25 protein-coding genes are annotated in these 22,431 nt (G+C 51.9%); 6 read left to right on the plus strand and 19 right to left on the minus strand.

Annotated features, from left to right (window positions below; all coding sequences use genetic code 11):
• Nucleotides 1-20: 20 nt before the first annotated feature.
• The 5 genes from AB8880_09750 to AB8880_09770 form a co-directional block, all read right to left on the minus strand.
• On the minus strand, nt 21-1,517 hold the full coding sequence (locus AB8880_09750) for a YfjI family protein (protein XDZ65203.1): 1,497 nt from the start codon (nt 1,515-1,517) through the stop codon (nt 21-23).
• Entirely contained in the window at nt 1,514-2,410 is an 897-nt protein-coding gene (locus AB8880_09755) for a toprim domain-containing protein (GenBank protein XDZ65204.1), read from the minus strand. Before AB8880_09755 ends, AB8880_09750 begins: the two co-directional genes overlap by 4 nt.
• 1 nt (nt 2,411) lies before the next feature.
• Entirely contained in the window at nt 2,412-2,627 is a 216-nt protein-coding gene (locus tag AB8880_09760) for a helix-turn-helix transcriptional regulator (GenBank protein ID XDZ65205.1), read from the minus strand.
• A 126-nt stretch (nt 2,628-2,753) separates the two neighbouring features.
• Nucleotides 2,754-3,440, minus strand: coding sequence for a hypothetical protein (locus tag AB8880_09765; protein XDZ65206.1), 687 nt, complete (start codon nt 3,438-3,440; stop codon nt 2,754-2,756).
• 65 nt (nt 3,441-3,505) lie between these two features.
• Nucleotides 3,506-4,726 carry a tyrosine-type recombinase/integrase gene (locus tag AB8880_09770; GenBank protein ID XDZ65207.1) on the minus strand — a complete coding sequence of 407 codons (1,221 nt, stop codon included), beginning with the start codon at nt 4,724-4,726 and terminating at the stop codon, nt 3,506-3,508.
• A 293-nt stretch (nt 4,727-5,019) separates the two neighbouring features.
• On the opposite strand from AB8880_09770, the gene AB8880_09775 reads away from it, so the two are divergent.
• The 3 genes from AB8880_09775 to AB8880_09785 all read left to right on the plus strand — a co-directional run bounded on the left by AB8880_09775 (nt 5,020) and on the right by AB8880_09785 (nt 7,301).
• The gene (locus AB8880_09775; protein ID XDZ65208.1) at nt 5,020-5,334 is read left to right on the plus strand and encodes a DUF6538 domain-containing protein; all 315 of its coding nucleotides are present in this window, start codon (nt 5,020-5,022) and stop codon (nt 5,332-5,334) included.
• Between the two features lie 156 nt (nt 5,335-5,490).
• Nucleotides 5,491-6,219 carry an FkbM family methyltransferase gene (locus tag AB8880_09780; protein XDZ65209.1) on the plus strand — a complete coding sequence of 243 codons (729 nt, stop codon included), beginning with the start codon at nt 5,491-5,493 and terminating at the stop codon, nt 6,217-6,219.
• Nucleotides 6,220-6,575: 356 nt separating this feature from the next.
• Complete coding sequence (locus AB8880_09785; GenBank protein XDZ65210.1) at nt 6,576-7,301, plus strand: haloacid dehalogenase type II; 726 nt, start codon at nt 6,576-6,578, stop codon at nt 7,299-7,301.
• A 36-nt stretch (nt 7,302-7,337) separates the two neighbouring features.
• Here AB8880_09785 and upp read toward each other — a convergent pair whose 3' ends face one another.
• The 11 genes from upp to AB8880_09840 all read right to left on the minus strand — a co-directional run bounded on the left by upp (nt 7,338) and on the right by AB8880_09840 (nt 17,378).
• Nucleotides 7,338-7,973, minus strand: a complete 636-nt coding sequence (upp, locus tag AB8880_09790) for a uracil phosphoribosyltransferase (protein XDZ65211.1) — start codon at nt 7,971-7,973, stop codon at nt 7,338-7,340.
• 37 nt (nt 7,974-8,010) lie between these two features.
• Complete coding sequence (locus tag AB8880_09795) at nt 8,011-9,252, minus strand: DUF1688 family protein (GenBank protein ID XDZ65212.1); 1,242 nt, start codon at nt 9,250-9,252, stop codon at nt 8,011-8,013.
• Nucleotides 9,249-10,490: a GTP cyclohydrolase II gene (locus AB8880_09800; protein ID XDZ65213.1), complete on the minus strand. Its 1,242-nt coding sequence runs from the start codon at nt 10,488-10,490 to the stop codon at nt 9,249-9,251. Before AB8880_09800 ends, AB8880_09795 begins: the two co-directional genes overlap by 4 nt.
• Before the next feature lie 175 nt (nt 10,491-10,665).
• The gene (locus AB8880_09805; GenBank protein XDZ65214.1) at nt 10,666-11,250 is read right to left on the minus strand and encodes a TetR family transcriptional regulator C-terminal domain-containing protein; all 585 of its coding nucleotides are present in this window, start codon (nt 11,248-11,250) and stop codon (nt 10,666-10,668) included.
• Between the two features lie 56 nt (nt 11,251-11,306).
• Nucleotides 11,307-11,993, minus strand: coding sequence for a DUF1989 domain-containing protein (locus AB8880_09810; GenBank protein XDZ65215.1), 687 nt, complete (start codon nt 11,991-11,993; stop codon nt 11,307-11,309).
• Between the two features lie 3 nt (nt 11,994-11,996).
• A complete protein-coding gene (locus AB8880_09815; protein XDZ65216.1) occupies nt 11,997-12,446 on the minus strand; it encodes a nucleoside deaminase in 450 nt (149 codons plus the stop codon).
• Between the two features lie 13 nt (nt 12,447-12,459).
• Nucleotides 12,460-13,347 (minus strand): polysaccharide deacetylase, encoded by an 888-nt coding sequence (locus AB8880_09820; protein XDZ65217.1) that lies wholly within the window; start codon nt 13,345-13,347, stop codon nt 12,460-12,462.
• Between the two features lie 18 nt (nt 13,348-13,365).
• A complete protein-coding gene (locus tag AB8880_09825; GenBank protein XDZ65218.1) occupies nt 13,366-14,454 on the minus strand; it encodes an ABC transporter ATP-binding protein in 1,089 nt (362 codons plus the stop codon).
• Nucleotides 14,447-15,253: an ABC transporter permease gene (locus AB8880_09830; GenBank protein ID XDZ65219.1), complete on the minus strand. Its 807-nt coding sequence runs from the start codon at nt 15,251-15,253 to the stop codon at nt 14,447-14,449. Before AB8880_09830 ends, AB8880_09825 begins: the two co-directional genes overlap by 8 nt.
• Nucleotides 15,250-16,152, minus strand: coding sequence for an ABC transporter permease (locus AB8880_09835; GenBank protein ID XDZ65220.1), 903 nt, complete (start codon nt 16,150-16,152; stop codon nt 15,250-15,252). Before AB8880_09835 ends, AB8880_09830 begins: the two co-directional genes overlap by 4 nt.
• A gap of 89 nt (nt 16,153-16,241) precedes the next feature.
• Nucleotides 16,242-17,378: a spermidine/putrescine ABC transporter substrate-binding protein gene (locus AB8880_09840; protein ID XDZ65221.1), complete on the minus strand. Its 1,137-nt coding sequence runs from the start codon at nt 17,376-17,378 to the stop codon at nt 16,242-16,244.
• A 188-nt stretch (nt 17,379-17,566) separates the two neighbouring features.
• Between AB8880_09840 and AB8880_09845 the strand changes: the two genes are divergently transcribed.
• Nucleotides 17,567-18,310, plus strand: coding sequence for an adenine phosphoribosyltransferase (locus tag AB8880_09845; GenBank protein XDZ65222.1), 744 nt, complete (start codon nt 17,567-17,569; stop codon nt 18,308-18,310).
• On the plus strand, nt 18,307-18,948 hold the full coding sequence (locus AB8880_09850) for a phosphoribosyltransferase family protein (GenBank protein ID XDZ65223.1): 642 nt from the start codon (nt 18,307-18,309) through the stop codon (nt 18,946-18,948). The genes AB8880_09845 and AB8880_09850 overlap by 4 nt, the downstream gene beginning before the upstream one ends.
• Nucleotides 18,949-18,997: 49 nt before the next feature.
• On the opposite strand, the gene AB8880_09855 is transcribed toward AB8880_09850, so the two are convergent.
• From AB8880_09855 to AB8880_09865, 3 genes are all read right to left on the minus strand, one after another.
• Nucleotides 18,998-19,846, minus strand: coding sequence for a hydroxypyruvate isomerase family protein (locus AB8880_09855; GenBank protein ID XDZ65224.1), 849 nt, complete (start codon nt 19,844-19,846; stop codon nt 18,998-19,000).
• 33 nt (nt 19,847-19,879) lie between these two features.
• Nucleotides 19,880-20,260, minus strand: coding sequence for a VOC family protein (locus tag AB8880_09860; protein XDZ65225.1), 381 nt, complete (start codon nt 20,258-20,260; stop codon nt 19,880-19,882).
• Between the two features lie 121 nt (nt 20,261-20,381).
• Nucleotides 20,382-20,789, minus strand: a complete 408-nt coding sequence (locus tag AB8880_09865) for a DUF2721 domain-containing protein (protein ID XDZ65226.1) — start codon at nt 20,787-20,789, stop codon at nt 20,382-20,384.
• Between the two features lie 388 nt (nt 20,790-21,177).
• On the opposite strand from AB8880_09865, the gene AB8880_09870 reads away from it, so the two are divergent.
• A complete protein-coding gene (locus AB8880_09870; GenBank protein ID XDZ65227.1) occupies nt 21,178-22,386 on the plus strand; it encodes an aminopeptidase P family protein in 1,209 nt (402 codons plus the stop codon).
• Nucleotides 22,387-22,431 lie beyond the last annotated feature (45 nt).

A 22,431-nucleotide genomic window follows, 5' to 3' on the forward strand; every position in this document is an offset into this window, starting at 1 on the left:
TTGATTAGATGGTTAATGCCTTACTCCTGTATCTCAAATCCCACAATTTGCCATGCCTCCTTTCTTTGAGTGCCACGGATTACAGTTCCAGCAGGAAAACTGATTAACCAACCATTTTCTTCCAGCAATTGAATTGATGCTTTAGCTCTTTTTTTATCTCTATGATTATTTGGTCCATATTGAAGAACTTCCCTGAGTGTAATTTCAGGATATTTCCAGTTTTGCAAAAGCCAAATCCTAAGTTTTTCTGCATTGAATTTGTCATCAGACAGTTTTGATTGACCAGTCAGTCGCAAAGCTTCGCTAAGATAGTATTTTGCAAGTTCTATAGCATTGCTCATTATTTGGGCTTCAATTTCAATAGCATTCAAATCAGCCCATAGAGTTAGAACACCAGCAATGCGGCTGGCTTGCTCTGTTGCCTTTGAAGCTGTGGGAATAACTTCCTCAAATTTACCCCCACAGCATTGATCTTTCTCAACACTATCTGCAAAATTAACTAGAAGTTTTCTAGATGCTTCAGACATTTTTAAAGTCTTCATCAGACCAATGTCGGAACAGTTTTTCTGAGGCAAGTCACGATCAAGAATATTTAGGAGATGGTCTGAATATGACTCTAATTCAGGCTCATTAAATCGAACATTTGCCTGGAGTCTTGTTCCGATTGTGCTTGGCGGATCACACACAAGAAACCGCGACAAAAACCCAATCCCATTTGCAAATTTGTCAGATATCAATTTATGCGCCACATCCGGTTGAATCATGAGATGAATGGCTAATCGCTTGTTATAATAAGTTCCTAGTGTATCACCCTGCCTAGTTCTCCTTATTGGGTTACCTTGCCAAAGGTCATTCAAGGCGGCCATTGTTTTTTGCTTGTTTTCTACTTGCATTGCAAAACCACCTAAAAATTGTCCCCCTTCATCTGAAAACATTCCGAGTGACGGCTGGCCCATCGCAAACAATTTGGTTAAACCTTCGAATGTAGGTTCAGAGACTATACGATCCGTAATTGGCGGCATTTTTGGCTCATTTTTTATTCTATCTAAATGGCCAATCGGAATTTCATCCTTTTGAATATCAAAATTGTTGGCTGTTTCCTTTTGAATTTGTTTTAGTTCTGACTCCCACAGAGCATGTTTAACTTTCCATTTTGACATATCCTTTTCACGTTGCCTTGATTGATCAATCTCAAACCTCCTTAAGGGCGCAAGCAAAATCGAGTCACAAGCCGACTTTCGCTCACCCGACCGTGCTATTGTTAGATTGTACAAAGACAGAGGCCGAACGCCCCCCAGTGTGCTCACATTACTAAAGCCCTGCACTGCAAGCGAGGCGATAGCAAGTGCGGATTGCCCAGGGATAGCTATGGGAGCAAGTGTCATACCCTGCACGGTTTCAACAATGCTCTTAAGGGGACCCAATGCATCTGTTGGAAATTCTCTGATATTGTCATCATCGTTGATCAAGGAAATCGGATGCTCTGGATGAAAGTTTTCAAGTTCCAGATGAGTCATTTGCTTCTCAAATGTCTCAAAACATCGTTCCAGTCAATCGTCTCAGGAGCTTGCAATTTAGAAACTGTCCAGCCTGAATGAAATGCTCTTTCCGCCAAAATATAACCAGCATTTCGCCCCGCATCATCGCCATCGGTTGCAACAACAAGATGACCGGCATTTTCCGGTAATTTCAGATTTTTCATACCTGATGAAGACAAAGCAGCCCATATTGAGCCAGCGAAATTCAATAAACCACAGCCAAGACTTAGTGCTGTTTCAATTCCTTCTGCAACCACCAAAGGTCCAGGAGAACCAAACAATCTAACGGCCCCTCCTGCACATTTACCAAGCATCATTTTTGGTGATAAAATGTCAGCTTTTTGGCTACTACTTCTGTTAAGGTATGTCCTGTGGATTGAAAATGTTTGACACCCTTCAATTTTAGAAATTAGTGCCGGAAGCTTCTGATTTGTTTCAGAGTGCTTTATTGAGGGGTGATAGCGTATTACAGTGGGAATATTACAATGTATATTTCGATTATGAAAATATGCCTCGGAAGGCGAACCTAAAACAGGTATCGATTCTCGCCAAATTTTGTAAGCTAATTTGGAACCAATAGTATTATTATTTCCTACTTCAGGAGCGGGTCTTTCAACTGAGGACTTTTTATTACTTTTAGGTTCTTGAGAGTGTAATTTGAACAATCCTAAAATATCAATAAAGGGGCATTCTGATTTATGACAGTATAGGAGTAAAACGCCAGTGGCACTATTTCTTAGCGTTAATGCATTTTGGTCTTTTCTGCCTGTTGGTTGACATATTGGACACGGTCCAGTTCCATAAGAACCATGCCATCGCCCTCCAATCTTAGCAGTTAGGTGCTTTGCGTTTTGGACAATCGTATCATTCATTTCAATGATTTCTCCCCTCATACTCGGATGTTGAGAGAAATTGATTTGAGTTAATCCAGTCTGCAATATCTTCTAGGGAATAAAATACCCGCCTTCCTAACTTACAGTACTTTGGCCCTCTACCTGACAAGCGCATTTTTGCCAAAGTGGATTTTGAAAGCCCTAGGTTCTTAGCGGCCTGAGATGTGCTTAGAATTATTGGTTGCTGAGGAAGCATCGATATATCTCCATGAACTAAAAACAATGAGTTGATATTTCATGGAAGTTTTATCAATCACTATTGCTGTTGCGCACTCTAAATTTGCAGCAACACCAATTTGGTCTTTGGAGCATTATCGCTACTTCATCGATTTTTTTTCGCTAAGTCTGCAGAAAACTGCCCAAGATGCCTGACTATTGGGAGCAGTTCCTCAGCTTCCCTTTGGAGGGAATTTTCTGGAAACATTCTCGATACTGTTGAAACATTCAAACCACATTCAGATGCTAGTTTTCGCATTGTGGGTGTTTGATTATTCATCAAACATTCTATTGCCAAAAACAGTATCGCGAAACGCTTTCCATCGTGTTCGATGTTTGCATCAAATTTGTTTCCTTCAAATGTTCCGATTTGATAGCCAATCAAAACAATTAAATCAGTTGGAAGTGAATGGATTTCATTTTTAACCAGTGATTCAAGCATTATCCAAATCAGATAGTTGACCAAAGCATCTGAAATACCTTGCTTAGAACTAACAACGTGTGTTGCGCCACTTTTTTCTAGATCTTTGCGTTGTAAGACCCTATCCATCAAGTCCAAACAAATTCTTGAAACTGCCTCACTATCACCATCGAGAGATCTAGCAATATCTTGGAGCTGGAGGTCATGTCTCTCTAGTATTTTTTCATTAGCAAGCAACCAATCCAGTCCAAACGAAAAATTTAATCCAATATATTTCTCTGGCTCTTCCCTTCGTATACGCAGGTATTCTCTTAGAGTTCTGATCTTAGGAGATTTATCTACATCAGGCGGATAACCTTGATTCGATGACACTAACAAATTCTCCCTAAAATGATTGGTAATTCTAAATTAATATATCTCGTCAAATGACCAAGTTCTTACCCTTTAATTGCTTTGCCAATTGTTGATGCGATGTTTTCACTTACCGCTTTTAATGGGTCATCCTGCAGATGCGCGTAACGAAGAGTTGTTTCACTATTTGAGTGTCCCAGGAGCGCTCCAATCATAGGAAGACTAGCACCTTCAGAAACAGCGATACTTGCAAAACTGTGTCGAAGATCATGCAACCGCACATCTTGAAGTTTCGCATTGTTTCTAATAATTCTCCAGACTTTCGGAGTTCCAGTGTAATAACCTGCTCCACTCTCGGCAGGAAATACAAATTGAGAAAATTTTGATCTAGGAAACTTGGCTAATATATCGACCGCGTTTGAATTCATAGGCACAGATTTTTGACCTGTTTTTGAGTCAAAAAATCGAAGAAAGCCAGCACTGAAATCTATTGACTCCCATTTGAGTGTTTCGATCTCCCCTTTTCTAGCGCCTGTGAATATAAGTAATTTAACTATGGTCAGCGCCTTTAAATTCAAACCACGCTTCTGGCAATCATCAAGCGCTTTACCAAGACGAATAAATTCATCATGGCTTAAAAAGCGCTCAGATTTTTTCCCAGGATATTTTTTTACACCATGGACTGGATTAGATGTCAGCATTCCCAAGTCAATTGCATAAGTAAAAATCCCTCCAAGTAATCCTAACGTTCGAGAAGCTGTTCCTTTCCCACCTGTGACAATTGCACGACCTCTCAATCCAGTTTTCTGATCGACTGCCGTCTTTCCCATCGCCACCGAATTGAGAAATTTCTTAATCTCAGCACGGTTAATCTCACTGACCTTTTTCCTGCCTATTAACGGTTTAATATGACGCTCAATACGACCTCTATCAGTGGAGATTGTGCTATCTTTTTTCGAACCAATCCCGTGTTTAAGATATAGATCACACAATTCTGAGACCGTAATTTCTTTTTTTGCTTCTTGCTTTAATTCCGAAGGATCTTGTCCCTGGGCAACCTGCCCAAGAATCTGCTTCGCCTTGACCCTTGCCTGATCAACTGTCCAAGGTGAACCGTGAGCACCTATTGTGTATCTTCGGGACTTTCCAGCGCGCCCTCCGGCCAGACGATACTGGCATACATATGCCTTTCGACCACCCTTACAAATTTTTATGCCAAATCCCTTTAACTCACCATCCCATAGAAAATAATCCATTTCCTTTGGTGCAGCTTGATCAATTTTAATTTTGGTTAATCTTCCAGACAACTTTTGCTCTCCTGGTCAGATCCTTTACATTAAAGTAATCACATAGTAAGCAAATCGTTATGCATGTCAATCAAAGCAAATAAATCATAATGTATTTAACTTATTGTATTTAATATTATATAGTAATATTGATCACCTTAAAAATATCAAAATATCTTTACATCCTCTGCTCTCCGAAGGCAGAGGTCAGAGGTTCAAATCCTCTCGGGTGCACCATTTACCCCATGAAACCCTGATGTAACCCATTGGAATCACGCAGTTCCTAGTGTTTTGCTGTCCAGAGGGTAGACCAAATGGGAGACCATTTTCCGCCGTATATCTATACCAAACGCGGGACCTTTTATTTCTCCCGGCGTATTCCCAAGGATGTGCAGGGGCATTTCAACACTGAACGCATCATGTGTTCGCTGAAAACCAAAGCACTCTCTCGGGCTTCACGCCTCGCACAGCGGTTAAATGAAGACCTTGAGGATGAATGGTGGCAGATACGCCGCCGCAATGCAGAGACCATGTTTTCACGGTTCCTGAAGGAGCAAACTGGCCCGCTAGCTCCTTCTGATTTTCCATCCTTGAGTGATTTGGGGGTTATAAACACAAACACTATCTAAAGTCTGTGTTGTTTAAGTTTCTCGGGATGAGTTCTAATTGTAAACAAACTGTAAACAGAATAGATAAAACCAAAAATGCACCTTATGATTTAATTGTATATTTTAAACCAATTTAATGAATTATAACATATTTTTATTTATCATTAAGGAACTTGGATGCTTCTTTCTACTTTCTATTTTTTTGCAAAAATATTCAGATATTTGCCAAAGACAAAGAAGGTACATTTGCTTGATATGAATGCCACTTTCTTTGTTCCGATAAATAACCATTATGTATGTGACGACTTAATTGACATATCAAAACAAAAAAGAGAACCAGTGTTATATGAATGGCTGAATAATTTGGACGATGGTTCCATTTTATTTGATATCGGAACAAGTTATGGCCAAGAATCTTCACTAGCGTCATCTTTAACAAATAAAAATGTAAAGGTCTTTGGGTTTGATTGCAGTCTTTATCAAAGTCACTTTTGTGCATTAAATAAGAAACTCAATAACGACAGATTTAAGTTCATATTTGCCGCAGTTGGGGCAAGATCAGGGGAATTAATAAATATCACGGCTAACTCTGATACGCATATACCGTCATTACATAAAAAGAATGTCACTTACGAGTATGAAGTAATGTCTCTTGCATTAGATGATTTTGCAAAATCAAATAATGTTACGCCAACCCATATAAAGATTGATGTTGATGGAGCGGAAAACGAAGTATTGAAAGGCGCAATTAATATACTTCAATCTCAATCAATAAAAGAAGTCTTCATAGAAATAGATAATGATAATCTTGCCATTATAGATTTTATGACTTCACAAGGATTTAAAATCCGTTGGCAAGTTAGCAAAGACCAGAATGTTGATATTCTTTTTTCAAAATCTTCTTGATTTGGCATCAAACAAACACCCTTTCCATTGCCTGATGATTTCTAGTCAATATTATTCACTTTGAAACAAAGTGAGAAACATTTACTCGTATTGACAGCAGGTCTGTGACACCTAAGATGGCCGAACTACTACAGATTGATTGGCCTGTGGTGCATAATAAGTGAACCAGCCTCTCGGGTGCGCCAATCAAGTTATGCCCCTCCCGCGAAGCGCTGATTTCAGGCAATACGGGCATAGCATCATCATAAGACCATCATTTATTTGATAAATACCGCCGCGATACCCTATGATACCGGTGGTGGCGATATCTGCTTACCCCTTGCCATCCCACGCCTTCCTGATGGAGAACAGAACCCATGAAGCTGAGCGACTACAAGGCCCTGACCTTCGATGTCTACGGAACCCTGATTGATTGGGAAAGCGGCATGGTTGAGGGGCTGAAACCCCTGACGGATAAAGTCGGCCGCCCGCTCTCCCGTGATGAAATTCTGGAAGCCCACGCCTATCACGAGTCGTCAACGCAGCGCTGGACGCCGGCGAAAAAATACTCGGATCTGCTCGGGGTCGTGTATCGCCGGCTGGCCGAGGAATGGGGAGTTGAGGTAACCTGGGAAGAGTGCCAGGCTTACGGCCTTTCCGTCCGGCAATGGCCCGCCTTCGATGACAGCCGCGCCGCGCTTGCCTACCTGAAACAACATTTCAAGCTGATTGTCCTGACCAACACGGACAATACCAGTTTTTCCGGCTCCAATGCCCGCCTTGGCGTGGCTTTTGATGGCGTCTTCACCGCCGAGGATATCGGCAGTTACAAACCCGATGACCGGAATTTTGAATATATGCTTGAGACGCTTCGCCGCCAGGGGATTGAGAAGCGCGAGATCCTGCACACGGCCGAAAGCATGTTCCATGATCACGCACCGGCAAACAGGCATGGACTGGCGAATTGCTGGATTTACCGTCGCCACGACAAGGAAGGATTCGGGGCAACCATGAACCCCGGCGATATGCCGCACTATGATTTCTGCTTCAACAGCATGGCGGAACTCGTCAAGGCCCACCAGGCGGAACAGGCCGGGGCATAAATTACAGAACCCTCCTGGACATTCAGCCAATCCCGTCTATTTGGTGCCGTACATCCGGTCGCCCGCATCACCAAGACCAGGCAGAATATACCCATGGTCATTGAGCTCACGGTCAATGGCGGCGGTGTAGATCGGCACATCGGGATGCTCGGCGGAGAAGGATGCAATCCCTTCCGGTGCGGCAAGAAGGCAGACAAACTTGATCCGCTTGGCGCCGGCATCCTTGATCCGCTGCACCCCGGCGGCGGCTGAATTGCCCGTGGCCAGCATCGGGTCAACCACCACGCAGACACGTTCATCAAGGCTTTCCGGCAGTTTCAGATAATATTCCACCGGCACCAGCGTCTTCGGGTCGCGATAAAGACCGACATGACCGACACGCGCCGAGGGAACGAGATCAAGCATGCCATCGAGAAGCCCGTTGCCCGCCCTCAGGATGGAGATGAAACACAGTTTCTTGCCCTCAAGCTTGGGAAGTTTTGCCACTTCAAGCGGGGTCTGGATATCCACCTCTTCGGTTTCCAGATCACGGCAGACCTCATAGGCGAGCAGCAGGCTGATCTCCCGCAGAAGCTGGCGGAATTTCGCCGTTGGCGTTTCCACATCCCGCATGATGGACAATTTATGCTGGATCAGCGGGTGATGGACGATACTGGCGTTATGGTCGGTCATCGGGGAGTCCTCCTTCTTCAAAAGATCAAGGGAATGGTCAGAAAATCGTGCCGCTGCTGTCAAGCGTCAGCGGCGGGCCGCCATCGGGGCGAAACTCTCTTGCGATCTTTCGTCCAGCGGTCCAGGTACCGCCCTGAAGCACGCTTGCAAGAGGCAGGCTTTCCGCGTCATCGCCTGTATGCTGGCGCACGGCTGCCGCCACCTTGTCGAGCAGCGCCACGGTCAGCCCGCGCCATTCCACCACCAGCGGGCTTTTCGGGTGATGCGCCAGAGCCGCCGCGTCGGCATCCTTAAGGGAAAGGACTTCCGTGTCGATAAATAGTCCGCCATTTCTGTATTCGGCAAGCCCGGTCAGTGCATCGAGTTCCACCACCCTGATCCCGGCCTCTTCAAGAGGTTCGATCAAGGAATAAGCCATCCATTGCGAGAGTTTATGAAAAGGCAGGACACCATTGGTGATATCCTGCCGGATGATCTTCGGATGATGGCCGACATCGCCAACCGGGATATCACCCAGACGCACGCCTTCCGGCCAGATGCTGCCGATCCCGCGCAACAGCGCGATGAGAATTTCACGCGCCTTCAGCCCCTCGCCTTCCTGCCGGGCGGTCAGATAGTCATAGAGATTTCCCGGGCGCAGCTCGCCATCCCGGCCGAACATCTCCGCCGCCCCGCCGAGGGCAGCCCCAAGCCGGTTGAGAAGCCCTGCCCGTTCTTCCAGCCCGACAAGCGGGTTCTCGGAACTGACCTGGAAGACTTCAGCCAGATCTGCCGCACTTATGGCTTCCAGCGCTACTGCATCGACACGAAGAGGGTCATCAACTCCATACCGGCTGAGCCTGCCGCTTTCCACCAGACGAATGCTGGCAAGGGCAAGTCCTTCGGATCTGCCGTAGACAAGCCCGGTTCCGGCATCGGCATACTGCCACTCCGCCCCGGCCCCGGCATCGAGCAGAACCGACACCACCGCAAGATCCATCCGCCGACGTGCCTTCTCTTCTGGGGATACATCAGCAAGCCCCGCCGCCAGTTCTGCCCAGAGATCTCGGCCACCGAGCTCAAAATGCCGCCACCGGCTGTGGAACGGCACCTTGCCATCAGGATAGTTGGTGCGTATTTCCTCAAGCACCAGTTCCGTTGCGGCGTCAAGGTTTTCAAGGTGGAGATGAAAATGATCAACCTCGCCGAGTGTGGCGGCATCGAACAGCTCATGGCAACGCTGGCGGACAGATTCAGGCGTCAGCAGAGCGGTGACGGCATCTTGATCCCCTGTCATCATTCGTCGATTGCCCTGCCCTTGACCCCATCGAGATCCTCCCCTTTCTTCGGGGCCTCCTTGGTGAAATATCCGGCCGCTTTCTTGGCTTCCATTTCGACATGCGCATCTTCGGGGATCAACTCTTCCGGGATATCAAGCCGCTCACCGATTTCGATACCCTGGGCGACAAGTGCATCATGTTTCATGTCGCTCATCGAAGCAAAGCGGTCAATCCGCGTGATCCCAAGCCAGTGGAAGATATCCGGCATCAGTTCCTGAAAGCGGGCATCCTGAACACCGGCGACGCATTCGGTCCGCTCGAAATACTTGGCGGCGGAATCTCCGCCTTCCTGGCGTTTGCGGGCGTTATAGACAAGAAACTTGGTCACCTCGCCCAGCGCCCGGCCTTCCTTGCGGTTATAGACCACCAGCCCGTTGCCCCCTTTCTGGGCCATGTCGACACAGATCTCGATCCCATGGGTAAGATAGGGCCTGCAGGTACAGATATCCGAGCCGAACACATCAGAGCCATTGCATTCATCATGCACGCGGCAGGCGAGCGGTACCGCCAGATCATGAAGAGTTTCAGGATCGCCGAAAATATAGGCGGTAATACCGCCGATCGGGGGCAGAAACACCTCAAGATCCGATCGCGTCACCAGTTCCGGATACATCCCGCCCATCTGCTCAAAAATCACTCGCCGGAACGCGTGTTCATCGACCCCGAACCGCCGCGCCAGACCCGGAATATACCAGACCGGATCAATCGCGATCTTCGTGACATTCACATCGCCGTTGCCGAGTAGCACCCGGCCATCCGGCTTCAGCCTGCCCTGATCGATAGCATCGCGAAGTTCCATCAGTTTGAGCCTGGCCTGGGTGATGGCAATCGTCGGGCGGATATCAAACCCTTCGCTGATCTGTTCCTTGAATTCATCCGCCACCACATGCCCCCAGGGATCAAAGGAGACGATTTTCTCCGGTTCACTCCATTGGGGATGCGGGCCGATGCGGGTGACCGGGGAAGTGTTGGTCAGGTCCGGCACATGCGCGGGATCAAGCCTGCCAGCAGCAACGGAAACGGCACGATACACGGAATAACTGCCGGAATGCGTCCCGATGACATTTCGATGCATGGGATTGGATACGCTGCCAATCACCGGGCCGCGACTGCGCGCGTCTTCCGCACCCCAGTGGATCGGGGAGAAATAGTTCGACCTTGAATGGGACGTCAATACGATATGGCGAGGGCTGGACATCTGATTACCTCTTTCCGAAAGCCTTTCCGCTGGCGCTGTCTTATCCGTTCCAGTTCGGATGGTACCTGGGCCGGATTCCGGCCTTGCTGCCCCATCCCTGCTGATCATCAACTAGCCTAGATATAACTTGACCATTTGGTCAACTTTTATTTTTGCACAGGCAGATCAGCAGCTCTTATCTTGTTCCAAGGCCGCGGAGGATCACTTCGGTAACGGTTTCAACGGCTTTTGCGTATTCATCGGCGCTGATCGTCTCGCTCCCGAGCACAGCGGTGATCTGGGTGCTGAAATCAGCGTATGTCTGGGTAGCCGCCCATATAAGGAAGAGCACATGCCGGGGCGGAACTTCAGCCATCTCCCCGCGCGCCTGCCAGATCTCGAACACCTCGGCCTGTTTGCTGACCCAGTCTTTCAGATCATGGGCCAGATAGTCGCCGATGACCGGAGCACCGGCGATAATCTCCATGGCAAAGACCTTGGAGGCATTCGGCCGTTTCAGCGACAGATCCATTTTCGCTTCGATATATTTTCGCAAAGCATCCTCCGGCTTGTCCTTCGCCGAAATATCGCCGAGCGCTCCAAGCCAGGTTTCGAGAATATCCTGGCAGACAGAACGGTAAATCTCTTCCTTGCTGCGGAAGTAATAGAGAAGATTAGCCTTTGGCAGACCGGCTTCAGCGGCGATTTCCATCAGCCTTGCTCCGCTGAAGCCCTGCCGGGCAAAAACGGTTTCAGCGGCCTTGAGGATACGGGCCCTCATTTCCGCCCCGCTCCTTGTCCTGGCGCTATTGGAGGCCGGCCTGGTCACGTCAGCCCCTACGCCTCGACCGTGAAATGCAGTTCGGTGGGCACCGCGTCACGGCCATTGATCGGGTTCTTGTCCTGCGGGCAGGCGGACATCACGGCAATGGAGTCTTCAAGCGCCCTGAGACCCACCACATCTCCGGGGGATGAGACCGTCGGCTCAAAAGAGGTACGACCTTCATCCGTGATGGGAATATTCATCCAGAGATTGAACGGATCGGGAACCAGCGGCGGCGTGAGCCCGATTGCCTTAAGTGCCATCCGCAGATTATCAGCGCAGTTGTCATGATATTCGTCACATCCCAGCAACTGATACCGCGGCCAGTCGCAGCAGGACATGATCGTATCATGCACCCCCGGCGAGGTGTCGCATTCAATTTCAAGCAGCGGCTGGCGCCGATTGGTCACAAGCTTGTCCCCGACTTTCGGGAAAACGGACTGAAGCCAGGTCCGGCAATGCGACATGGAAAGAAACTGCCCCATATCCGATCCCAGATAGGCCCAGAAGTCACAGACCTGCGTGCCGTGGGTATTCTCTACCCGCAACAACTGCCCTGCCTTGAGGCGGACCGCGACGCCACATCGGGGCGGGATACGGTAACGCATGCCGGTCTCGGGCGTGCCGTCGGGCGAAACAGCTGCGGTCAGGCTGGCATTTACCCCTTCGGAAAAGGCGGGGTCATATAAAGGCAGGCTCATCTCTCAGTCCTCGGCGATATCTTCGGCCCAGAGTTCGGGTTTCTCGCGGATGAATCTCTCCATCAGCGCGATGCAGTCGGGGTCATCGGCGATGACGATTTCAACCCCGCGCTGGCGGAGAAACTCTTCATTGCCGCCGAATGTTCTGTTCTCGCCGATCACGACCCGCGGGATACCGAACTGGACGATGGTGCCGCTGCACATCATGCAGGGGCTCAGCGTCGTATAAAGCACGGTGTCACGATAGGTTTTCTGCCGCCCGGCCTTGCGCAGGGCATCCATTTCTCCATGGGCGATCGGATCACCCTGCTGAACCCGCTGGTTATGCCCCCGCGAAACCTCCCGGCCATCGCGCGCCAGTACCGAGCCGATGGGGCAGCCCCCGGCATCAAAACCTGCCTTCGCCTCGGCATAGGCAATCTTCAGCATTTCCCTGTCGATATCCGTGATCATGATTTTCCCTTTTCTAGCTCGAGCGTCCTATTGGTGCGGTGTAATAGGGGAGTTTATCCCGCCGCGGCACATACGCACCACTGGCCACCACCTGATCCAGATGATCGGCGATCTGGTCCAGCCGGGCAAACCAGACATGTTTTGAGTTTAGCGTCTCTTCCAGCCAGGCCTCGACCTGTTTCCAGCGGGCCAGCCTGCCGGTGAGGAAAGGATGGAGGATGAGCATGAAAAAACCTCCGGCCTCATAGGCGGCCTCGAATTCCTCCCAGAAACCGGACAGGCCCACCGACGGCGCCTTGACCGGCATCATATATCCGATTTCGGCGTAATGCGCGAAAGGCGGCCAGTCATCGCCCCCCCAATGTACCGGCATTTCCCAGAGCCCGCCATCTTTTGTCTCAAGCCGGTAGGGAATATCATCGGCCATCATGGACGAATCATACCGGAAGCCATGTTCGATCAGAAGATCGACGACTTCCTGATTGATGTTATAGACCGGCGCCCGATATCCGGCCGGGGTGCCGCCGCAGTATTTATGATGCACCGCCAGCGCTTTCTCGAACCAGGCACGCTGGTCCGGTGCGTCAATCGGGTCTTCATGCAGATAGCCGTGATGGCCGATCTCATGCCCGCCCTCAAGAATGGCCTCAACGGCGTCAGGGTAGGTTTCAATGCACCAGCCGGGAATGAAGAAGGACTGCTTGATGCCCAGCCTCCGATAGGTTTCAAGAATCCGCGGCACGGCCACGGTCGGCCCGTAACGCCCCATGCTGATTGGATAGAGCCGATCGTTGGAATCATCGGGGCGGGTGATATGAATGAGGCTGTCCGCATCCATGTCAAAGGATATCACGCAGGCGCAGCGGGCGCCATTCGGCCAGGGTACAGGGTTGCTGATCATCAAAATCTCCTCATCTACTTATCCGGCACCAATATAATGGGCACGTTCCGATGCCCAAGAAACATAAACCTTGCCCATATGCTTTAAATCCATATCCGCAAGTTCACGTTCCTGGATCTGCACCTTGAACTCGCTGCCGTCAGGGGCTTCGAGGAAAAGCGTCACCACCGAGCCGATGAATTCCTCGGAAATCAGCGAGCACTCAATGCTGTTGGCGGCTTTTGGCCGGGTTGCGGAAAGATGGACAAGATCAGCCGCGATGACGAAACTCCCCGCATCGCCCGGCGCGGGCTTCGGCCTATCCCCGAGATGAAGCGTAAACGTGCCGAGATCACCCTCAAGGGTCACCGTCTTGCCTTTGGCCGATTTCACCTTGCCGCTGATGATGTTGTTGCGGCCGACAAATTCAGCCACAAACCTGTTGGCCGGGGCACGATAGATATCCTTTGGCGCACCTATCTGCGCGATATGCCCCCGTGACATGATCACCACCCGGTCAGCCATGGCAAAGGCTTCGGACTGGGAATGGGTCACATAGACAAAGGTGATCCCCAATTCACGCTGCAGGCGGGTGAGCATCGACTGCATCCGAATGACAAGATTGGCATCGAGCGCTGAAAGAGGTTCATCCAGAAGAAGGATTTTCGGTTCCGTCACCAGCGAACGGGCCAGGGCAACACGCTGTTTCTGGCCGCCCGAAAGACTGCTGATGTCACGTTCGGCAAATTCACCGATTTCAAGCCGGTCAAGCCATTCAAGAGCCTTGCGTCGCCGCGTCGCCGCATCCACCCCGCGCATCTGAAGCCCGAACTCGACATTCTCCCGGGCGTTCAGGAAAGGAAACAGCGCCAGCGACTGCCAGACCATCGGGGTATCACGCTCATGCGGCGGCACCGTGTTCATGACCCGGCCCTGCATCCGGATCTCTCCTTCCGACGGTGCCTCAAGCCCTGCGAGCATCCGCAGGGTTGTCGTCTTGCCGCAGCCCGACGGCCCCATGATGGCGATGAACTCACCTTCATCAATGGTGAAATTCATGGTTTCCACGGCGGTGAAATCACCGAATCTCTTGACCACCGAATCAAATTCTACCAATGCATCAGCCATGATTTCCCTTTTCTTTCTTTTGCCGTGTCATCAGCACCACCTGGGCGATGATGACCAGCGTCATGGAGGTCAGGAAGACAAAACTTCCGATGGCGTTGACCTGCGGATCAATATTGCCGGTCACGATTTCAAGAATGATAACCGGTATCGTCTTGTTGAGGCCTGAGATGAACCAGGCAATGGCAAATTCATCAAAGGATACAGCCGCCGTCAGACAGAAGGATGAGATAATGGCAGGACGGCAGAAGGGGATGATCACCCGCCTCAGCGCCCGCCACTGATCTGCCCCGAGATTCCAGGCCGCCGCCTCGAGACTTGGATCCATCTGGCTCAACCGCAGACGGATGATGGCCATGGCAAAAGGTGCCGTCAGCACGGTATGGGCAATGATGATCGACACGACCTGCCCCGAAAGACCGATCTTGGCAAACCATGCCAGCATGGCCAGCGCCATGATGATCAGCGGTATAGTCGGCGGCAAGAGGATCAACGCCAGATAAAGCGGCTTGAGCTTGAACCGGTAGCGATAATCCGTATAGGCGGTGGTAAAGCCGAGAAAGGTTGCAAGAAAGGCAACCGAGAGCGACACAAGCAGGCTTGTTCTGGCCGCTTCCCAGACATCGGGGTCCTGCCAGATTGTCTCATACCATTTCAGCGTGAAACTGCCGAGCGGAATGGTCGGGAACCGGTCCGAATTAAAGGAAAAAATGATGCTGAAGACAATCGGCGCGAAGATGAAAACAAAGACAAGCCCGAGATAGCCGAACAGAAACCCTTTGAGCAGACGGTCACTTTTCATGAAACTCTCCGCCGGTAGGCCGCCGCAATCCCGGCAAATGCGACGATGAACAGCGTGACCATCATGACCACCGCCACCACCGCCGCCCGGGGCCATTGCTGGCCGGATTTGACCGTATCGACAATCAGGATCGGCAGGGTTGGCGGCTTAGATCCGCCGAGATAATAGGGGCTCACGAAATCACCGAAAGACAGGATGAAACAGAACACCGCCGCGATGATGAGGCCCGTGCGCGCCAGCGGCAGCACGACACGGAAGATGGTGCGCCAAGGCCGGCAGCCGAGGTTATGCGCCGCCTCGACCAGCGACCGGTCAATATTGGCAAGCGAAAACGTCTGCAGGATGATGACCAGCGGCAGGGTCAGGGTCATGTAGCCGATGATGGTGCCGAATTTGGTATTCAGCATCACATAGGGCCCAAGCCCGATATAGCCCAGCACGGCATTGATGACACCACTTTCCGCCAGGATCACATACCAGGAAAATATCCGCACAAGATAACTGGTGAAAAAGGGGATGATCAACAGAAACACCGCCCAGCGGCGGGTGGTCTCCGACACCCGGAAAGCAAGAGTATAGGCGGCCGGAAAGGCAACCGTCATGACCACCAGCGTTGCCAGCGTCGCAAGACCAAGGGTCAGCGCGTAACTGTCCCAGAAATAGTCCCGGCTCATCATCTTGAGCCAGTTCTTCATCACGAAGGCTTCGGTCATGCGGTAGTTGCGCACGATGAAGAACGACATCGCCACCATGAAGATCAATGGCGCAATAAAGAAAAGGGCCTGCCATATCACGATCGGCAGACGCAGACTGTACTTGAAAAGAGACAGGCGCGCGAAAAGCCCCGAAGATCCGGCCTCCGTTATTCCTGTTTCCGATGATTTGCCTGAAACAGGCATATTTCACCACTATCCTGGAATGGCTGATCTGATATCAGGTCCACAGGACAGGGATTGCTCCCTGCCCTGTATCGCAGTATCGATATCGATCATGCGTTCTTGTATTCGGACCAGAAATCGTTCCAGTCTTCCAGCGACTGCTGAACAGGAATGTTCCGGTAATGGATACGGCCTTCCTTGACCAGGGTAATCGGATCATTGGACATGCCATCGATCTGGCCTGTCCGTTCGGCTTCCTTCCGGTCAACCTCGATCAGCTTGGCGCGACCGGATTTGGTGATCGCGAAACCGGGATAGGCGGCCATCTGCGCCGATTTCACCTGACCTTCCGGAGACAGCATGTACTGGATGAACTTCTTCACGATATCAGCTTTCTCGGAGCCTTTGCCGATACAGTAGGATTCCGTCCACTGGATGCCGCCTTCTTTCGGCACCACGGAACCAACCGGCGCACCGTCCTTTTCCAGCACCCCGGTGATCCAGTCACCGATACCGCACATCGCCAGCATCTCGCCGTTCTTCAGCGAGTTGAATGTCCCGCCGTAATCGAAATACCCGCCAACCTGCGGCCGAAGCGACAGGGTGGTGTCCTGAACCTTGTCCCACTGGCTGTCGGAAAGATCCCAGAGACCGGCGCCATTGCCGTTGTAAAGGCTCATCATGCCGAGACTTGGAAGATGCCAGTCGAAATGGCCGACCTTGCCCTTGACTTCCGGCTTCCAGAAGCAGGAATAGCTCATCGCTTCCTCGGCGGTGATGGCGTTCTTGTTATACGACACCCCGAGATGTCCGAAGCGGACCATCATCGAAAAGAGTTTGCCGTCCTTCCAGTGCCCCGGGAATTTCGTGAAATCCTCATAGAGCATATCGTCAAAAGGATAATCCGCAGCATTGAGCTCTTCGATATATCCCGCCGCGTTGAGCTGCTGGACAAATTCACCATCGGAAAGAATGACATCATAGGTACCGGGAGGAGACTGGGCGATCAGGCCGAGCATGTTATCGCCGCCAGCATAATATTTCGGCTTGAACTTGACGTTGTTCGCCGCTTCGAATTCGCTGACGATATCCGGCTCGCCATGGCCGTACCAGGCCAGCATGTTGATCTCAACCGGTGCGGCCCATGCGCGTGAGATAAACGGCGTTGAAAGTGCAGTTGCCCCGCCATAAGCCAGTACCTGCCGCCGTGATGGCGTATGCGTCAGAATTGAACTTTTGTTCTTCATGCCAGAAATCCTCCAAATATTCTTGTTATGCAAACCAAGTTTTCACCAATTCGGTCAGATTTGCAAAAACATTCATCCTGTGGTTAGCATCAGGCAGGAGAATCTATCCATTAGGGTCAGGGCTTCTGTATCAGATCACCTGGGCCAGGTCCGGCCAGATATCGAGGGAAAAGGCGCCGCAAAATAAGATGAACAGGTTTGAATTCCATCATTTATTTAACACAAAAGGTCCGGTCATCCTGCCGGTCATTCATGTCATTGACCGCGGCCAGACCGCAGCCAATATCGACAAGCTTGTCCATGCCGGGATCAGCGGATGTTTTCTGATAAATCATGATTTCGATGTGGCAACCTTCCTGCCCATCATCCGTTCGATTCGTTCCCGCTATCCGGATTTCTGGATCGGGATCAATTTTCTGGCGGTCACCGGCCTTGAGGCATTTCCTGTACTGGCCTTGCTTGAACGTGACGGGTTCAGGATCGATGCCTATTGGGGAGACGATGCCCGCATCGACGAAAGAACAGATGATCAGCCCGAAGCAGAAGCCATCAGTAAGACACGGGTTGAATCCGGCTGGAAAGGGCTTTATTTCGGCGGCACCGCATTCAAGAAGCAGCGTCCGGTCAACCCCGATGATTACGCAACTTCCGCCCACATCGCCGGCGGTTACATGGATGTGGTGACCACCTCGGGCATTGCGACCGGCAACGCCGCCGAAATCAGCAAAATCGCGACCTTCCGTTCGGCCTTGCCGGATACACCGATCGCGCTTGCCTCCGGCATTACTCCAGAAAACGCCGAAGATTATCGAATGGTTGATTGTTTCATGGTTGCGACCGGCATCAATATTGACAATGATTTTTACAATATTGACCCGGCGAAACTGCACCAGCTTATGTTGCGCTGCCAGGAAATGGAGGATCAGATATGACCGAAACCACCATCACGAAAGATAACGGGGCACGAAAAGACCGCTGGTATCTTCGTATCATGTCACCGAATACAAAAGGCGAAAAATTTGCCTGGCTTGATCCAACCTCCATCTATATCAACGGCGAGGCGTTTCATGATCTGCTTGATGACCTCATGGCCGATCTCGGCGAGGTGAAATGTGATGTGGTGGGCGGGCTTGATGCCATGGGATTTGTCCTTGGCTCGGCACTGGCAACACGTCTTGGCGTCGGCTTTCTGCCGATCCGGAAAGCAGGCAAACTCTGCGTTGATACCGACAGCGTCAGTTTCTCGAACTATTCCGGCCGCACCCAGGATATGGAAATCCGCAAACCTGCCTTTGCTGAAGGCACCCGTGTTCTTCTGGTGGATCAGTGGATCGAAACAGGCGGCACCATGGACGGCGCCATCCGCCTGATTGAAAAACAGGGCGGCAAGGTTGCAGGGCTCGTTGCCATCGCCATGGAAGGCAACGCCCAGACCGCCGGATACCGAACCCGCTTTCCCTGCATCACCGCGGTTCAGCCTGGCACGGACCTGCAGGAGCAGTGCAACCGCCAGAATCTTGAAAGTTTTGCTGAATACAAACCTGAAATGGCCTTTCCCCGCTTGCGCTAGGGCGGTGGCTTGCGGCATCGGCTTCGCTGAAAGGGCTGCGGCGCAAGGTTCAGGATGACCGCGCCTTTCTGAACGCGTCCAGCCAGTCAAGACTGGCATCCGTATCGCCGCCATCGGGATGATATTCAGCCCCCAGCGGGGCCGTATACCCCAGTCCTTCCAGATGACGGAACAGGGCCGGATAATCAATATCTCCCCTGTCCGGGTGGCCTCGATCCGGCACGCCCGCGAACTGGATATGGCCAATCCGGTGCCAGTATTTTTTCAGCAACGGCTCAAGCTCACCTTCCATCAGCGCAAGATGGTAGCAGTCAAACATCAGTTTGAGATTGGGCGCACCCACGGCAGAGATCACCCGCTCGGCGCGCGCTGTCCCATCAAGAAAATATCCCGGCACATCCCGGGGGTTGAGCGGCTCGATCAGCACGGTCAATCCCGCCCCGGCCGCAAGACGTGCCGCATGGTCAAGGTTTTTGCAAAACACCTCCTCAGCATCATCGCCGGCGGCACAGCCCGCCATGACATGCACCACTTCGGCGCCGATTGCCTCGGCGTATCTCACCGCCTCTTCGATAGCGGCACATGCCTCGACTTCCCGGCCAGGGAGGGCAGCAAGCCCGAACTCCCCAGCATCACGATTGCCGGCCGAGGTATTGATCCCGATCATAAAAAGGCCGGTATCGGCCAGCGCCGCCGCAACCTCGCGTGCAGGGGTTGCGTAAGGCCAGTGGCACTCCACCGCATCAAATCCGGCCCGCGCCGCCTGATGGATGGCAACGGGAAGATCCAGCTCACGCCAGAGCAACCCCAGATTTGCTGAAAACCGCGTCACGCCCCCAACACCCTCCTGATCCTGCAACCATCCCGCGCCCGCCGCATCCCGGCGCGGACATATCACGTCCTTTTACCAAAAGGATTATAGCAGATCAGGTCAAGACCAGGAATGCAGACCGATGGAATTGCCTTCACTGTCGCCGATGATGGCGATAAAGCCATATTCCCCGATGGACTGCTTTTCAACAAAGACCATGGCACCCTGCCCCCGTGCCCAGTCCACCGCAAGGCCACATTCCTCAACCGAAAAATAGACAAGATTCCCGTCGGTGCTGGGCTGGCGCATCGGATGGTGGATGAGGGCACCTGTAGCCCCGGCCGCCCCCATTTCAGCAGGAAACATGCGCATTTCCATCTCGCCGCCTGACATTGGCGACGGCGACATTTCAACCCCGAGCAGACCTTCGTAAAAATCCTGCGCCCGGTCAATGTCATGGACATAGATCTCAAACCAGTTCACCGGATTATGCGTGCTCATCTTTCTCCCCCTTTCCAGCTTTCATGCCTGAAAGAAAAGGTGCAGTTTCTTCAGTCTAGAGAAATACGCAACGCCGCGAAATCTTATGAAGCGCATCTAATATAGGCGCCAGGAAGGCACATCACCCAAGGGCTTTCATCCCGCTGATATGCAGGTTGAGGGCACGGGTGGAAAAGAAGATCTCCGCCATGAAGAGCAGCATCGCGAGCGTCAGCGTCGCCGCCGATCCGGAATAGGTGAACAATCCCTTCATCTCCGCCCCATGGGCAAAGAGAAGCACCGAAACAAGGTTGAGCACAAAGGAAACGGCGGCAAAGAACTGGCTGTATTTCACCAGCTCGATCCGGAGTCTGAGGGATTTGAGCTCCGCCGTCAGCACGTCGGCCGGGCCCGTGGCAGGCGACGCGCCCATGATCTGTGTATGAAGCGCCCGTATAAGCCCGGCAACCGAAGTGTACCGCGCACCAATCGCCACCATGGCAAGTGGAATGGCCGGGAACAGAACCCCGGAAATATACAAGAGCTCCATAATCTCCAGCTCCGTGATGTGAGGTTGGTGGCCGTCTTTGGGGCGCGGCCTTTCCCTTCCGTTGAGGCGAGAACAATTTTGTTTTATCCAGTAAATGCGAAAACAAATACTGCTTATTTTACGGCAGGGTGATGCGTTTTTTGCACAACCCAGATTTTTCCGCCTGATCACATTTCCTGCGCTGAGCGCTCTTCCGGTGCATCTGTTTTTATGGTAAATCAAGTTTTGATCGATGGCGTCGATCATTGGCCTCTGGATGCACCACACTTTTGGATGCATCCCTAACATGGCCAGTTACAGCAATATGTAACACATCCTGTACGCCCGGATGAAAACCCCGGGCGTTTGTCTTTTTCGTAAAGCCCGGGCTTCAGGAAAGGACAAGACGATGCAACGTCCACAGATCATGCATCTTGAAAATGGTCATAAAGCCCCCCTGCCGTTCAGCGCCCCGGAATACGAACGCCGCCTTGCCGGTCTTCGTGCAATCCTGGCTGAACGCAACTGTGATGCCGCCGTGCTCACCTCCATGCATAACATCGCGTATTATACGGGCTTCCTCTACTGCTCGTTCGGCCGCCCTTACGCGGCGGTTGTGACAGCGGATAAGGTGACTACGGTTTCCGCCGCCATCGATGCGGGCCAGCCCTGGCGGCGTTGCCATGGCGAGAACATCATCTATACCGACTGGCAGCGCGGCAATTATTTCCACGCTATCTCAACCCTCATTCCCGGGTCCCGCCGCCTCGGCATTGAAGCTGATCATGTGACTCTTGCCACACGCGCGGCCATGATGGAGACGCTCGGCCAGCCTGAACTTGTCGATATCGCAGCCGACACCATGTCCAGCCGGATGATCAAATCCACCGAAGAGATTGCCCTGATCACCGCCGGCGCCGAGGTTGCCGATATCGGCGGCGCGGCGATCCGTGACGCCATCCGCCCCGGCACCCGCGAGATCGATGTTGCCATGGCCGGTCGTGATGCCATGGAACTGGCCATTGCCGAACGGTTCCCCGACAGCGAGATGCGCGATTCCTGGGTATGGTTTCAGTCCGGTCTCAACACCGACGGCGCCCATAATCCGGTGACATGCCGGCAGCTTGAAGCGGGCGATATTCTCTCGCTGAACACGTTTCCGATGATCAGCGGCTATTACACCGCCCTCGAGCGCACCCTTTTCCTGGGTGAACCCGACGCGGCCAGTCTTGCCTGCTGGCAGGCCAATGTGGCGGTTCATGAAAAGGGCCTCTCCCTGATCCGGCCGGGCATCTCCTGCGCCGAGATCACCGCCGAACTCAACGCGCTTTTTGACGAGCTTGGCTATCTTCAATATCGCAGTTTCGGCTACGGCCATTCTTTCGGTGTGCTCAGCCACTATTACGGCCGCGAAGCGGGGCTTGAGCTGCGCGAGGATATCGACACCGTGCTCGAGCCCGGCATGGTTGTTTCCATGGAGCCGATGATCACCATCCCCGAGGGCATGCCCGGGGCAGGCGGATATCGTGAACATGATATTCTGGTGGTCACCGAGGCCGGGGCAAGAAATATCACCGGCTTTCCCTATGGCCCGGAGCACAACATCATCCCTGCCTGAAGGATGGATGCAAACCGAACTGAAATCGGGGCGGCTTGCGCTGAT

It is taken from the genome of Alphaproteobacteria bacterium LSUCC0684, from assembly GCA_041228335.1.
Classification (GTDB): Bacteria; Pseudomonadota; Alphaproteobacteria; order Puniceispirillales; family UBA1172.

Coding starts and splice junctions, on each gene's coding strand:
- AB8880_09750 (XDZ65203.1), bottom strand. CDS start 1,517: ATGACTCATCTGGAACTTGAAAACTTTCATCCAGAGCATCCGATTTCC.
- AB8880_09755 (XDZ65204.1), bottom strand. CDS start 2,410: ATGAATGATACGATTGTCCAAAACGCAAAGCACCTAACTGCTAAGATT.
- AB8880_09760 (XDZ65205.1), bottom strand. CDS start 2,627: ATGCTTCCTCAGCAACCAATAATTCTAAGCACATCTCAGGCCGCTAAG.
- AB8880_09775 (XDZ65208.1), top strand. CDS start 5,020: ATGGGAGACCATTTTCCGCCGTATATCTATACCAAACGCGGGACCTTT.
- AB8880_09780 (XDZ65209.1), top strand. CDS start 5,491: ATGCTTCTTTCTACTTTCTATTTTTTTGCAAAAATATTCAGATATTTG.
- AB8880_09785 (XDZ65210.1), top strand. CDS start 6,576: ATGAAGCTGAGCGACTACAAGGCCCTGACCTTCGATGTCTACGGAACC.
- upp (XDZ65211.1), bottom strand. CDS start 7,973: ATGACCGACCATAACGCCAGTATCGTCCATCACCCGCTGATCCAGCAT.
- AB8880_09795 (XDZ65212.1), bottom strand. CDS start 9,252: ATGATGACAGGGGATCAAGATGCCGTCACCGCTCTGCTGACGCCTGAA.
- AB8880_09800 (XDZ65213.1), bottom strand. CDS start 10,490: ATGTCCAGCCCTCGCCATATCGTATTGACGTCCCATTCAAGGTCGAAC.
- AB8880_09805 (XDZ65214.1), bottom strand. CDS start 11,250: ATGAGGGCCCGTATCCTCAAGGCCGCTGAAACCGTTTTTGCCCGGCAG.
- AB8880_09810 (XDZ65215.1), bottom strand. CDS start 11,993: ATGAGCCTGCCTTTATATGACCCCGCCTTTTCCGAAGGGGTAAATGCC.
- AB8880_09815 (XDZ65216.1), bottom strand. CDS start 12,446: ATGATCACGGATATCGACAGGGAAATGCTGAAGATTGCCTATGCCGAG.
- AB8880_09820 (XDZ65217.1), bottom strand. CDS start 13,347: ATGATCAGCAACCCTGTACCCTGGCCGAATGGCGCCCGCTGCGCCTGC.
- AB8880_09825 (XDZ65218.1), bottom strand. CDS start 14,454: ATGGCTGATGCATTGGTAGAATTTGATTCGGTGGTCAAGAGATTCGGT.
- AB8880_09830 (XDZ65219.1), bottom strand. CDS start 15,253: ATGAAAAGTGACCGTCTGCTCAAAGGGTTTCTGTTCGGCTATCTCGGG.
- AB8880_09835 (XDZ65220.1), bottom strand. CDS start 16,152: ATGCCTGTTTCAGGCAAATCATCGGAAACAGGAATAACGGAGGCCGGA.
- AB8880_09840 (XDZ65221.1), bottom strand. CDS start 17,378: ATGAAGAACAAAAGTTCAATTCTGACGCATACGCCATCACGGCGGCAG.
- AB8880_09845 (XDZ65222.1), top strand. CDS start 17,567: ATGAACAGGTTTGAATTCCATCATTTATTTAACACAAAAGGTCCGGTC.
- AB8880_09850 (XDZ65223.1), top strand. CDS start 18,307: ATGACCGAAACCACCATCACGAAAGATAACGGGGCACGAAAAGACCGC.
- AB8880_09860 (XDZ65225.1), bottom strand. CDS start 20,260: ATGAGCACGCATAATCCGGTGAACTGGTTTGAGATCTATGTCCATGAC.
- AB8880_09865 (XDZ65226.1), bottom strand. CDS start 20,789: ATGGAGCTCTTGTATATTTCCGGGGTTCTGTTCCCGGCCATTCCACTT.
- AB8880_09870 (XDZ65227.1), top strand. CDS start 21,178: ATGCAACGTCCACAGATCATGCATCTTGAAAATGGTCATAAAGCCCCC.